9 protein-coding genes are annotated in these 14,145 nt (G+C 39.9%); 4 read left to right on the top strand and 5 right to left on the bottom strand.

The window, feature by feature from the left end; all coding sequences use genetic code 11:
* Nucleotides 1-33: 33 nt before the first annotated feature.
* Together recU and pbp1a are read left to right on the top strand one after the other, a co-directional pair.
* Complete coding sequence (recU, locus tag HT698_RS02865; RefSeq protein ID WP_000248774.1) at nt 34-630, top strand: Holliday junction resolvase RecU; 597 nt, start codon at nt 34-36, stop codon at nt 628-630.
* The gene (gene pbp1a, locus HT698_RS02860) at nt 627-2,783 is read left to right on the top strand and encodes a penicillin-binding protein PBP1A (protein ID WP_173217986.1); all 2,157 of its coding nucleotides are present in this window, start codon (nt 627-629) and stop codon (nt 2,781-2,783) included. Before recU ends, pbp1a begins: the two co-directional genes overlap by 4 nt.
* Nucleotides 2,784-2,831: 48 nt before the next feature.
* On the opposite strand, the gene HT698_RS02855 is transcribed toward pbp1a, so the two are convergent.
* The 5 genes from HT698_RS02855 to HT698_RS02835 all read right to left on the bottom strand — a co-directional run bounded on the left by HT698_RS02855 (nt 2,832) and on the right by HT698_RS02835 (nt 11,902).
* Nucleotides 2,832-4,088 (bottom strand): ISL3 family transposase, encoded by a 1,257-nt coding sequence (locus tag HT698_RS02855; RefSeq protein ID WP_173217988.1) that lies wholly within the window; start codon nt 4,086-4,088, stop codon nt 2,832-2,834.
* Nucleotides 4,089-4,493: 405 nt separating this feature from the next.
* Nucleotides 4,494-6,473 carry a peptide ABC transporter substrate-binding protein gene (locus tag HT698_RS02850; protein WP_173217990.1) on the bottom strand — a complete coding sequence of 660 codons (1,980 nt, stop codon included), beginning with the start codon at nt 6,471-6,473 and terminating at the stop codon, nt 4,494-4,496.
* Between the two features lie 234 nt (nt 6,474-6,707).
* Entirely contained in the window at nt 6,708-7,808 is a 1,101-nt protein-coding gene (gene glf, locus HT698_RS02845) for a UDP-galactopyranose mutase (RefSeq protein WP_173217992.1), read from the bottom strand.
* A 332-nt stretch (nt 7,809-8,140) separates the two neighbouring features.
* Nucleotides 8,141-10,099, bottom strand: a complete 1,959-nt coding sequence (locus HT698_RS02840) for a peptide ABC transporter substrate-binding protein (protein WP_173217994.1) — start codon at nt 10,097-10,099, stop codon at nt 8,141-8,143.
* A 195-nt stretch (nt 10,100-10,294) separates the two neighbouring features.
* A complete protein-coding gene (locus HT698_RS02835) occupies nt 10,295-11,902 on the bottom strand; it encodes an alpha-glucosidase (protein WP_173217996.1) in 1,608 nt (535 codons plus the stop codon).
* Between the two features lie 152 nt (nt 11,903-12,054).
* Here HT698_RS02835 and HT698_RS02830 point away from each other — a divergent pair, with 152 nt between their 5' ends.
* A complete protein-coding gene (locus HT698_RS02830; RefSeq protein WP_173217998.1) occupies nt 12,055-13,539 on the top strand; it encodes a DUF1846 domain-containing protein in 1,485 nt (494 codons plus the stop codon).
* Between the two features lie 94 nt (nt 13,540-13,633).
* Nucleotides 13,634-14,116 carry an S-ribosylhomocysteine lyase gene (locus tag HT698_RS02825; protein WP_173218000.1) on the top strand — a complete coding sequence of 161 codons (483 nt, stop codon included), beginning with the start codon at nt 13,634-13,636 and terminating at the stop codon, nt 14,114-14,116.
* Nucleotides 14,117-14,145: the final 29 nt, after the last annotated feature.

Below are 14,145 nucleotides of genomic sequence, written 5' to 3'. Positions count from 1 at the left end.
TAGAGTGATGTTATTGTACCAATAAGGAGAATTATGGTCAACTATCCACATAAACTTTCATCACAAAAAAGACAACCATCTCTTTCTCAACCCAAAAATTTCGCAAATCGAGGAATGTCTTTTGAAAAGATGATCAATGCTACCAACGACTACTATTTGTCTCAGGGCTTGGCTGTTATACACAAGAAACCAACCCCTATTCAAATTGTACGAGTGGACTATCCACAACGAAGTCGTGCCAAGATTGTTGAGGCCTATTTTCGACAAGCTTCAACGACGGACTATTCTGGCGTTTATAATGGATATTACATCGACTTTGAAGCCAAGGAAACAAAACAAAAACGTGCGATTCCGATGAAAAATTTTCATCCACATCAGATTCAGCATATGGAACAAGTCCTTGCCCAACAAGGAATCTGCTTTGTCCTTCTTCACTTTTCTTCTCAGCAAGAAACCTACTTATTGCCGGCATTCGATTTGATTCGCTTCTATCATCAAGATAAGGGACAAAAATCAATGCCACTTGGATATATTCGAGAATATGGATATGAAATCAAGGCTGGTGCCTTCCCTCAAATTCCTTATCTCAATGTTATCAAAGAACATTTATTAGGTGGTAAAACAAGATGAACAAACCAACGATTCTGCGCCTAATCAAGTATCTGAGCATTAGCTTCTTAAGCTTGGTTATCGCAGCCATTGTCTTAGGCGGAGGAGTTTTTTTCTACTATGTTAGCAAGGCTCCTAGCCTATCCGAGAGTAAACTAGTTGCAACAACCTCTAGTAAAATCTACGACAATAAAAATCAACTCATTGCTGACTTGGGTTCTGAACGCCGCGTCAATGCCCAAGCTAATGATATTCCCACAGATTTGGTTAAGGCAATCGTTTCTATCGAAGACCATCGCTTCTTCGACCACAGGGGGATTGATACCATCCGTATCCTGGGAGCTTTCTTGCGCAATCTGCAAAGCAATTCCCTCCAAGGTGGATCAACTCTCACCCAACAGTTGATTAAGTTGACTTACTTTTCAACCTCGACTTCCGACCAGACTATTTCTCGTAAGGCTCAGGAAGCTTGGTTAGCGATTCAGTTAGAACAAAAAGCAACCAAGCAAGAAATCTTGACCTACTATATAAATAAGGTCTACATGTCTAATGGGAACTATGGAATGCAGACAGCAGCTCAAAACTACTATGGTAAAGACCTCAATAATTTAAATTTACCTCAGTTAGCCTTGCTGGCTGGAATGCCTCAGGCACCAAACCAATATGACCCCTATTCACATCCAGAAGCAGCCCAAGACCGCCGAAACTTGGTCTTATCTGAAATGAAAAATCAAGGCTACATCTCTGCTGAACAGTATGAGAAAGCAGTCAACACACCAATTACTGATGGACTACAAAGTCTCAAATCAGCAAGTAATTACCCTGCTTACATGGATAATTACCTCAAGGAGGTCATCAATCAAGTTGAAGAAGAAACAGGCTATAACCTGCTCACAACTGGAATGGACGTCTACACAAATGTAGACCAAGAAGCTCAAAAACATCTGTGGGATATTTACAATACAGACGAATACGTTGCCTATCCAGACGATGAATTGCAAGTCGCTTCTACCATTGTTGATGTTTCTAACGGTAAAGTCATTGCCCAGCTAGGAGCACGCCATCAGTCAAGTAATGTTTCATTCGGTACCAACCAGGCCGTAGAAACCAATCGTGACTGGGGATCATCAATGAAACCAATCACTGACTATGCTCCCGCTTTAGAATATGGAGTCTATGACTCTACTGCTTCTATTGTACATGATGTCCCTTATAACTATCCTGGCACTGATACTCCACTCTACAACTGGGATAGGGGCTACTTTGGCAATATCACCTTGCAATACGCCCTGCAACAATCGCGAAACGTCCCAGCCGTGGAAACGCTAAACAAGGTCGGACTCAACCGTGCCAAGACTTTCCTAAATGGTCTCGGAATCGACTACCCAAGTCTTCACTACTCAAATGCCATTTCAAGTAACACAACCGAGTCAGACAAAAAATATGGAGCAAGTAGTGAAAAGATGGCTGCTGCTTACGCTGCCTTTGCAAATGGTGGAACTTACTATAAACCAATGTATATCCATAAAGTCGTCTTTAGTGATGGGAGTGAAAAAGAGTTCTCTAATGTCGGAACTCGTGCCATGAAGGAAACGACAGCCTATATGATGACCGACATGATGAAAACTGTCTTAGTATACGGAATCGGACGTGGAGCCTACCTACCTTGGCTTCCACAAGCAGGTAAAACAGGTACTTCTAACTATACTGACGAAGAAATTGAAAAGTATATCAAGAACACTGGTTACGTAGCTCCAGATGAAATGTTTGTAGGTTATACTCGTAAGTATTCTATGGCTGTATGGACTGGTTACTCAAATCGTTTAACTCCAATTGTTGGAGATGGTTTCCTAGTTGCTGCTAAGGTTTATCGCTCTATGATGACCTACCTGTCTGAAGGAAACAATCCAGAGGATTGGAATATGCCAGATGGCATCTATCGAAATGGGCAGTTTGTTTTCCAAAATGGAGCAAGACCGACTTGGACTGAAACGACATCCCAATCATCTTCAACCGAAAGCTCATCAACAAGTGCAGAAAGCTCTACTAGTCAAGCACCAGTAACAAGTCCTGATGCTAGTACTAATGGTCAAAATCAAGCACCAAATGCACCAGGAGCCAATCAAAATCCAGCTCCACAGACTCCTCAAGTCCAACAACAACCACAACAGTAAGATGAAGAAAATCCGGCTCTTTGTCAACTGTAGTGGGTTGAAGAAAAGCTAAGCTCGAGAAAGGACAAATTTCGTCCTTTCTTTTTTGATATTCAGAGCGATAAAAATCCGTTTTTTGAAGTTTTCAAAGTTCCGAAATCCAAAGGCATTGCGCTTGATAAGTTTGATGAGATTATTGGTGGCTTCCAGTTTGGCGTTGGAATAGGGTAGTTGAAGGGCGTTGGCAATTTTCTCTTTATCCTTGAGGAAGGTTTTAAAGACAGTCTGAAAAAGAGGATGAACCTGCTTTAGATTGTCCTCAATGAGCCCGAAAAATTTATCCGGTTCCTTATTCTGAAAGTGAAAAAGCAAGAGTTGATAGAGATGGTAGTGATGTTTCAAGTCTTCTGAATAGCTCAAAAGCTTGTCTAGAATTTCTTTATTCGTCAAGTGCATGCGAAAAGTAGGGCGATAAAAACGTTTATAGCTGAGTTTCCGACTATCTTGTTGGATGAGTTTCCAGTAGCGTTTGATAGCCTTGTATTCATGGGATTTTCGATGAAACTGATTCATGATTTGGACACGCATACGACTCATAGCACGGCTCATGTGTTGGACAATATGGAAACGATCCAACACGATTTTAGCGTTTGGAAAAAGCTGTTTAGCCAAGTCATAGTAGGGGTTAAACATATCCATAGTAATGATTTTCACCTGACAACGAACGGCTCTATCGTAGCGCAGAAAGTGATTTCGGATGATAGCTTGTGTTCTCCCCTCAAGAACAGTGATGATATTGAGCTTGTCAAAATCTTGCGCAATAAAGCTCATCTTTCCCTTTGTAAAGGCGTACTCGTCCCAGGACATAATCTCAGGGAGGTAAGAAAAATCAGACTTAAAACGGAAATCATTGAGCTTACGAATGACAGTTGAAGTTGAAATAGCCAGCTGATGAGCAATATCGGTCATAGAAGACTTTTCAATCAATTTTTGCGCAATTTTTTGGTTGATAATACGAGGGATTTGGTGATTTTTCTTGACGAGAGAGGTTTCGGCGACCATCATTTTTGAACAGTGATAGCACTTGAATCGACGCTTTCTAAGGAGAATTCTAGTAGGCATACCAGTCGTTTCAAGATAAGGAATTTTAGAAGGTTTTTGAAAATCATATTTCTTCATTTGACTTCCGCACTCAGGGCAAGATGGGGCCTCACAATCTAGTTTAGCAATGATTTCTTTGTGGGTATCCATATTAACAACATCCATAATTTGGATATTAGGGTCTTTAATGTCTAGTAATTTTGTGATAAAATGTAATTGTTCCATATGATTCTTTCTAATGAGTTGTTTTGTCGCTTTTCATTATAGGTCATATGGGACTTTTTTTCTACAACAAAATAGGCTCCATAATATCTATAGGGGATTTACCCACTACAAATATTATAGAGCCGAAAATCCTGAGAACTCTAAACTCAGGATTTTTTCATTTTCAAAATAAAATACAGAAATCAAGTAAAGTAGATTGAAATAAAAACTAAGCAAATTGATTGGGAAATTCAAATCATACTCAATGAAAATCAAAAAGCAAACTAGGAAGCTAGCTGCAGCTTGCTCAAAACACTGTTTTGAGGTTGCAGATGGAAGCTGACGTGGTTTGAAGAGATTTTCGAAGAGTATGAATAGATTTTCGAAGAATATAAAGGAGTCGGCTACAAACCAACTCCCTTACCTTTATTTGACATGTTTGGCAAGTTCTTCTTGCGCTTTTTTATTGGATTCTGCTTTTTCTTTCATCCATTTATCTTGAGCTTTTTGGTATTCATCTGCAGTAACTGCCTTGTCTTGAAGTTCCAAGTATTTATATAAGACTGGGTCACTTGTGCCTTTGTTTCCTGACAATGCAAATGGTATTGTAAATGGTACCATCTTAGACAAGATTGGACGACCAGTTTTAGAAGTTGTTGGGATGATCAAAGCACTGTCGGTCAACCAAGCTTGGGCAGCAGCGTATTTATCATAGCGTTTAGCAACATCTGTAGCCTCATCACCAGCTTCAGTAACCAATTTTTCGTAGTCATATAGACCTACTTTTTTAGCAGCTACATTATCTTCCCCTGAGTCAAATCCTAAATATGTTTTAGTACTTTCTCCTACAGAAGGTTTGATAATATCAAGGTAGGTTGATGGATCGGCAAAGTCTGGACCCCAACCGACATTATCTGATAAATCCCAGTCTTCGCCAGCAGCATTTTCGGCAAATAGAGTTACATTAAGCAATTCATCTTTTTGCAATTGTTGGATATCAATAACGACATTATCAGTTCCTAAAGTTGCTTCCAAGGATTGTTTCATAGATTGGACACGTTGAACTTTTGTAGTTGCTGTCTGGTCAACAGGCATATCTAGGTGAATTGGGAATTGTACTCCCTCAGCTTGTAGGGCTGATTTGGCTTTGGCAAATTCTGCTTTAGCTTTTTCTGGATTGTAAAGACCATCTTGTGAATCTGCAAGATTGACATCCTTCCATTCATCCCCATAAGTCACTAATTTTTCTTTGACTATATCGCCAAAGTTCTTCCCATCTGCTTGAACAAATGTTGGTGGCACAAAGAGATTACGCAAGATTTTGCTTGCTCCAGTTTCTCCATTCAACTGAGAGGCATAGGCTGTACGGTCAAAACCAAAGGCAATAGCCTGACGGAAATCCTTGTTTAAGAGAGCCTTTTTAGTTGATGTCTTTTGTTCTTCGCTAGTCTTAGATGTGTGCTTATAAGATTGACGGTCAATATTTGTCCCTACTAGATAAGTCGTAGAGTCTTGTTGCGTATAGACGATATTGTCTTTCATACTCTTCTCAAGCTCTGCGAAACTTGCACTTGTTGGATAAAGACGAGCTGCTGTAAGGCTACCATCTTTAAAGTTTTCTGCTGGTTTGCTGGTATCTTGCCCGTCCCAGAATGACAATTTAACTTTGTCAATATGCACATTGTCCTTATCCCAGTAGTTCGGATTTTTCGCAAATTCAACAGAGGATTTGGTCACAATGGATTTCAGCAAATAAGGGCCGTTATACAAGAGACTACTTGGATCCGTAGCTTTGGCAAAATCATCCCCTTTTGAATTCAAAAACTCTTCATTGACTGGCGCAAGCACACCCATGGTTGTTTTTGAGTTCCAAAAAGTTTCAGGTTTGTTCAAGGTGTATTGGATTGTTTGGTCATCAAGCGCTTTAATCCCGACTTGAGCGAAGTCTGTGATTTCACCTTTGGCATAGGCATCCAGACCTTTGATTGAATCCTGTACCAAGTAAAGGGCTTCTGCTTTCTTATCTGTTGCATATTTAAGTCCTGTTACAAAGTCCTGAGCCTTAACAGGAGCGTACTCTTCTCCCTCAGATGTATACCACTTGGCATCCTGACGAATCTTATAAGTATAAGTCAAGCCATCCTTAGAGACTGACCAGTCTTCTGCCAATGAAGGAACAAGGTTCCCGTATTTATCATTTTCAAGTAGTCCATCAATCACATTACTAGTAATCTCAGAAGTTGCTGCCTTACCAGTTGTCAAATAGTTGAGATTATCTGGATGTGTCTCGTAGGTAAATGCAAAGGTCTTTTCACCTTGAGCGCCTGAACCCCCAGAACAAGCAGCTAAAACACCAGCTGCTAATAAGGTTACTCCCGCAAGAGCCAATACTTTTCTTGTTTTCATAGTATTCTCCTTTGTTTTTTTATTCATTATAGACTCTTTTTCAAGTCCTGTCAATAGAATTTTCTGAATTTTAAGAGTTATTTGTTATATTTGATATATTCTGAAAAATAAAATTGTTCATTTATGCTAAAAAAGCCAACATAGGTTCTCTTCTGATAAGCAGAAAAGAATCTTGTTGACCTTACTTCTAAAAATCTTAAGTAGCAAAGATTCTAAAATAACGGAATCCTTGCATTATTGTCCCAACTCTTCCTCGACCACTTCCAAAGCCCGTTCAATGACCACATGCATGTCATAGTATTTATAATCTGCTAAACGACCACAGAAAATAACCTTATCATTTGTTGCCGCTTCTTCCTGATATTTGGCAAATATAGCATTGTTTCTCTCATCATTGATTGGATAATAAGGTTCATCTCCACGTTTCCAATCAGCTGGGTATTCACGAGTAATGACCGTTTTAGCTTGTGTACCATACTCAAAGTGTTTATGCTCAATAATGCGAGTATAAGGAATTTCTCGTTCTGTATAGTTGACAACAGCATTTCCTTGATAGTTTTCTTCATCAAGAACTTCATGCTCAAAACGAAGACTACGGTATTCTAACTCACCATGTTTATAATCAAAGTATTGGTCAATCATCCCTGTGAAGACAACCTTTTCAGCAGAAGCTTCTAATTCCTGACGATTAGCAAAAAAGTCAACTCCAAGTTCTACTTCCACATCCTTGAGCATATTTTCGATAATGACATTATAGCCACCGATTGGAATTCCTTGGTAACGGTCATTGAAGTAGTTATTATCAAAGGTTAAACGAACTGGTAAGCGTTTGATGATAAAGGGTGGAAGGTCAGTCGCAGAACGTCCCCATTGCTTTTCAGTATATCCTTTAATCAACTTTTCATAAATATCTGGACCGATCAACTTGATAGCTTGTTCTTCCAAGTTTTCAGGTTCAACGTCCTTCATGTGAGCCGTTTGCTCAGCAATCTTATCTTTGACCTCTTGAGGAGTTTTTGTCCCCCACATAGCATAGAAAGTATTCATATTAAAAGGTAGATTATAAAGACTACCCTTGTAATTAGCTAGAGGCGAATTGATATAGTTGTTAAACTCAGCAAATTGATTCACATAATCCCAAACTTTCTTGTTAGAAGTATGGAAGATATGGGCACCGTATTTATGAACATTAACTCCTTCTACATTCTCACAGTAGATATTCCCACCAATGTGGTCACGTTTATCAATAACTTTTACTTTTTTCCCACGCTTGGTTGCTTCATAAGCAAAAATTGCTCCCGACAAACCAGCACCAACGATTAGATAGTCGTACATAGTCTCTTCCTTATCACTTATCTTTACATCTCCTTAACTATAGTAAAAGAGAGAATCTTATACTCTTCGAAAATCTCTTCAAAGCACGTCAGCGTCCATCTACAACCTCAGAACAGTATTTTGAGCTGACTTCATCAGTTCTATCTACCACCTCAAAGCTGTACTTTGAGCTGACTTCCCAGTTACGCTTTAATTTTTATTGAGTATTCGTTTCAATCTATTTTAGCACAAAACAAATCATTTCTTAGTTTTCAATAGCCGAGTGATTTAAAAAGACAAGCACCAAAACTGATGTTTGTCTTTATGATTTTGCTTGAAAAGGCTATTTCTAACTATTTAACATGTTTTTCTGCTTCTTTTTGAGCTTTTTCAATTGCTTTTTTGCTTTCTTGTTCCCATTTACTTTTAGCTTCTTCAAACTGTTTGGTCGTCACAGTGTCTTTTTGCAGTTTCATGTACTTGTAGTTATTGCCATCACCCTTGATACCAACCAATGAATAGCCTCTTGTAAATGGCGTTACTTTGGTTACAGATGCTGTTCCACCACTTGACATAGCTGACATAATCAGAGAGTTGTCAATCATCCAAGCCTGTGCTTCAGCATATTTTTCATAGCGTTTGGCTACATCTTTGTTTTCACTATCTGCATCTTTGAGCATCTTAGTGTAGGTATCCAGACCTAGGCTAGTGATTTTTTCCTTATCTTCCTTGACATCTAGTCCAAAAATCTTGAGATAGAAGCCATCCTCTGCATTGAAAGGATTGAGATAAGTTGATGGATCCTGATAGTCACCTACCCAACCATCAAAGTTCAAATCGTAGTCTCGATCAGCTGCTGTTGGCGCTAAGAAGGCTACATTATTAAAATCATCTGTTGAAAGTTGCTGAACATCAATGACAATGTTATCAGCACCCAAAACTGACTCAAGGGTCTGCTTAACTGAGTTCATGCCTGTCACAGCATTTTTACTTGTCTGATCAACAGCCACATCCAAGTGAATTGGGAAGGTCACACCTTGACTTGTCAATTCTTTTTTAGCTTCCGCAAATTTTGCTTGGGCTTTTTCTTTGTTGAAATAGGCATCCTGAGCATCTGCCAAGTTAATACCTGACCATTCTGTACCATAGTTGACCAATTTAGAAGCGACTACTTCTCCAAAGGTCTTGTCTCCAACTTGGACAAATGTAGGAGGCACCAAGGTGTTACGAAGGGTCTTGCTAGCCGCCTCTTCCCCATTTGACTGGGCAGAATAGGCTGTACGGTCCAAGGCAAAGTTCACCGCTTGGCGGAAGTTTTTGTTCAAGACAGCTGTCTCAGTTGACTTCTTCTGCTCATCTGTCGTTTTAGCAGTGTGATTGTAGGCCTTACGGTTGACGTTGAAATTGAAGTACCAAGAAGTCTTGTCCTGCAAGCTATAGACGATATTATCCTTATATTTCTCCTTGGTCTTAGCAAAGTTAGAACTATTTGGATAAACCCCAGCGATAGAATAAGCTCCACTTTCAAAGTTACGGATAGTCAATTCTTGGTCTGAACCATCAAAGTAAGCCAATTTCACATGTTCAATTGATACTTTGTCATGATCATAGTAATGCGGATTCTTCACATACTCGATTGATGATTTCGATGTGAAATCTTTTAACAAATAAGGTCCGCTGTAGAGAATGCTATCTGGAGATAGGGTCCCAAAATCTTTGCCTTTTGAATTTAAAAACTCTTCGTTTACTGGGAAAAGAATACTGTTGGTTGTTTTTGAATTCCAGTAAGGTTCTGGGCGTGCCAAAGTATACTCAACAGTCTGGTCGTCAATGGCTTTCACTCCAACCTTAGAAAAGTCAGAATCCGCTCCTGTAATATAATCATTCAAGCCCTTGATCGAGTTTTGAATCAAATCAATGGCCTGTGATTTATTATCCACTGCGTACTTGATACCTGTCACAAAATCTTGTGCCTTGACTGGGGAGTACTCTTCCCCGTCAGCCGTGAACCATTTGGCATCTTTTCTTAATTTATAGGTATAAGTCAGACCATCGCTTGAAACAGACCAGTCCTCTGCCAAAGATGGAACTAGGTTTCCATGATTGTCATTTTCAAGCAGACCATCAACTAGATTAGTAATGATGGCTGTATTATCAGCATAGTAGTCTAACAAGTAGTTAAATGTAGTTGGATTTCCACTAAAGGTTGATGAGTAAGTTTTTGTATCTGAACCTGATTGTCCGCAAGCAGCTAAAAGCAAGGTAGCCGCAAAAGTCAGGCCTGCACTAAGGACACGCTTTTTTGTATTCATCTTCTCTCTCCTTTATGTTAGTTTTTATAACATAAGTTTATTTTACCAAAATAGTGGGAATTTGTAAAGCTAATTGAATTTTGAGAATGAAAGTTTATAAACTTTAGTCATAAAAAAACAAAGGATTTCTGCCTTTCATACAGTCCTCCCTTGTTTTTATGCGATTTCAATTTTAGATTTTTCTGTAAAAAATATTTATAGTAATTCCACACAGAAAGCATCCCATGGAGCTAAGACTTGTTTTTCAAAGGCTTCCTGAGCCGTGGTGTTTTCAATCAAGACAGATTTGACGTTTCCTTCTACGGTCAAGTCTTGCTCTTCATTGGACAAGTTAGCCACAACTAGGAAACGGCGGGCACCGTCCTTACGGATATAGGCGAAGACCTTGTCAGTTGTTTCCAAGAGTTCAAAGTCAGCTCGAATCAGCCAGCTGTTTTCCTTACGTATTTGGACCAACTTCTGATAAGTATAGAAAATAGAATCTGGATTTGCCAGCGCTTCTTGAACATTAATTGCTTGATAGTTTGGATTAACTGCCAACCAAGGTTGACCTGTTGAGAAACCAGCGTTTTTACTATTATCCCATTGCATTGGAGTACGGGCATTGTCGCGACTAATGACACGAATACTGTCCATAATTTCTTCCATCGGAATACCTTTTTCAAGAGCCTCACGCGCATAGTTGAGGGATTCAATATCTTCTACTTGGTCCAGTGTTTCAAATGGATAATTGGTCATCCCAATCTCCTCACCCTGGTAGATATAAGGTGTCCCTCTCATCAAATGAAGCAAAATGGCAAAGGCTTTGGCAGATTTTTCGCGGTATTCTTGGTCATTTCCCCAAATTGAGACGATACGAGGAAGGTCATGATTGTTCCAGAAGAGCGAATTCCAGCCATCCTCAACTCCTAACTCTGTCTGCCATTTGTTGAAAATCTCTTTTAACTTAGCAATATTCAACTCTTTTTGATAGTGCCACTTAGGCTGACCTTCCTGATACTGAAGACCGATATGTTCAAAATGGAAGACCATAGACAATTCTTGCCCCTTTGGATCCGAGTAGAGCTTGGCAATCTCTGGCGTTGCTCCCCAAGTCTCCCCTACTGTCAAGAGATTCTTATCTCCAAAGGTCGCCTGATTCATCTCCTTGAGATAGGGATGGAGCATAGGACCATTATTGACTACTTTCTCGTCAGGAATTTTGCCAATCATGTCAATGACATCCATGCGGAAACCACCAATGCCTTTATCAATCCAGAAGTTCATCATCTCATAAATTTTCTGACGAAGTTTTTCATTTTCCCAGTTGAGATCGGGCTGTTTCTTACTGAAAAAGTGGAGATAATATTGACCTGACTTTTCATCGTATTCCCAAGCAGAACCACTAAAGATAGAATCCAAATCATTGGGTTCATCCCGCCAAATATAGTAGTCTCTCTCAGGACTATCAGGATTTTCACAGGCCTCGACAAACCAAGCATGTTCATCTGAGGTATGATTGACCACCAAGTCCATGATGATACGAATATCACGCTTCTTGGCTTCTGCGATCAGTTGGTCCATATCCTCCATGGTTCCGAAAATAGCTGCAATTGCTTGATAATCAGCAATATCGTAGCCATTATCATCCATAGGGCTGTCATAAACGGGAGAAAGCCAAATCGCTGTGATTCCTAACTTAGCTAGATAGTCTAACTTACTGGTAATACCTGGCAAATCACCAATTCCATCTCCGTTGCTATCCATAAAGCTCTTAGGATAAACTTGATAGACTACGGCATTGTGCCACCATTTTTCTTGCATCTTCTTACCTCATTATTTTAATAATCTATAGTCTATGATAGCGCTTTTTAGAATTTTGTGCAAGCGTTTGCCTAATCTTTTTAATTTCTTTTTTGACTCCATAGTTTCCTAACTTCCAATTTTTTATTATAATAGAGGTCAGAGGTAAAAAAATGAAAAAACAAGCTTTTAGTTCTGAAAACTATTTGAATCTACAACGCGACCACATCTTGGAGCGCATTAATCAATTTGACGGCAAGCTCTACTTGGAGTTTGGTGGTAAAATGTTAGAAGATTTCCATGCTGCTCGTGTCCTTCCTGGTTATGAGCCTGACAACAAAATCAAGCTCTTGCAAGAATTGAAAGAGCAGGTTGAGGTTGTGATTGCTATTAATGCAAGTAATATCGAGCATTCCAAAGCACGTGGTGACTTGGGCATTTCTTATGACCAAGAAGTTCTTCGTTTGATTGACAAATTTAATGAATTAGGGATTTTTGTTGGTTCCGTTGTCATCACACAGTACGCTGGCCAACCAGCTGCAGATGCCTTCCGAAATCAACTTGAAAAAAACGGAATTGATTCTTATCTTCATTATCCAATCAAAGGATATCCGACAGATATGGATCACATCATTTCACCAGAAGGTATGGGGAAAAATGACTACATTAAAACCAGTCGCAACTTGATTGTCGTAACCGCTCCTGGACCTGGTTCTGGAAAATTGGCAACCTGTATGTCCAATATGTACCACGACCAAATCAATGGCATCAAGTCTGGCTACGCTAAATTTGAAACCTTCCCAGTTTGGAATCTTCCCCTTCATCACCCAGTCAATTTGGCCTACGAGGCTGCCACAGCTGACCTTGATGATGTCAACATGATTGACCCTTTCCATCTTCAAACCTATGGAGAAACCACTGTCAACTACAACCGTGATATTGAAATTTTCCCAGTTCTCAAACGCATGTTAGAACGTATCCTTGGTGAATCTCCATACGCTTCACCAACAGACATGGGTGTCAACATGGTTGGTTTTGCTATTACAGACAATGAAGCAGCTATTGAAGCCTCTAAACAAGAAATCATCCGTCGCTACTATCAGACTGTTCTTGATTTCAAAGCCGAAAAAGTTAGCCAAGCTGCTGTCAAGAAAATCGAGTTGCTTATGAACGACCTCGGTATCACACCTGCAGACCGCAAGGTTACTGTCGTTGCCCGTCAAAAAGCAGAAGAAACTGGCGGACCAGCCCTAGCCCTTGAATTGCCTAGCGGGGAAATTGTCACTGGTAAGAACTCAGAACTCTTTGGCCCTACAGCAGCTGCTCTTATCAACGCTATCAAGAAATCAGCTGACATTGCTAAAGAAGTAAAACTAATCGAACCTGAAGTTGTTAAGCCAATCCAAGGTCTTAAAATCGATCATCTGGGTAGCCTCAATCCACGCCTTCATTCAAATGAAATCCTGATTGCACTTGCTATCACAGCTACAGAAAATCCTGATGCTGCCCGCGCTATGGAAGAGCTTGGTAACCTCAAAGGAAGCGAAGCCCACTCAACTATCATCTTGACAGATGAAGACAAGAATGTCCTTCGTAAATTGGGTATCAACGTAACCTTTGACCCTTACTACCAATACGACCGCTTGTATCGTAAATAAAGATTTGAACCTCTCCACTCTCGGAGAGGTTTTCTCTCTGTCTCAGGAGCAACCTTTATGATATAATGAAGGAAGAAAACTGAAAGGATTTACCATGTCAAAAGAAGTTATTGTCGAAAGTTTTGAACTTGACCACACCATTGTTAAAGCACCCTATGTTCGCTTGATTGGGGAAGAAATAGGGCCAAAGGGAGACATCATCTCCAATTATGATATTCGTTTAGTGCAACCCAATGAAGATTCGATCCCTACCGCTGGCCTTCACACTATCGAGCACCTCTTAGCCAAACTCATCCGTACCCGCATCGACGGTATGATTGACTGTTCACCATTTGGCTGCCGCACAGGCTTCCACATGATTATGTGGGGACGTCATACTAGCGCTGATATTGCAGCAGTTATCAAGGATTCGCTCAAGGAAATCGCTGAGACTATTACTTGGGAAGATGTCCCTGGAACAACAATCGAATCTTGCGGAAACTACAAGGATCACAGCCTCTTTTCTGCTAAAGAATGGGCTAAACTCATCCTAGAACAAGGGATTTCAGACGATGCTTTTGAACGTCATGTGATCTAAACACAAAAAAGGAACCAGTTTTTCAGCTG

This window comes from Streptococcus sp. 3109, assembly GCF_013276905.1.
In the GTDB taxonomy this organism is placed as follows: domain Bacteria; phylum Bacillota; class Bacilli; order Lactobacillales; family Streptococcaceae; genus Streptococcus.
Note: the sequence above shows the minus strand (reverse complement) of the source record. Positions and strands in the feature narration are given on the sequence as shown.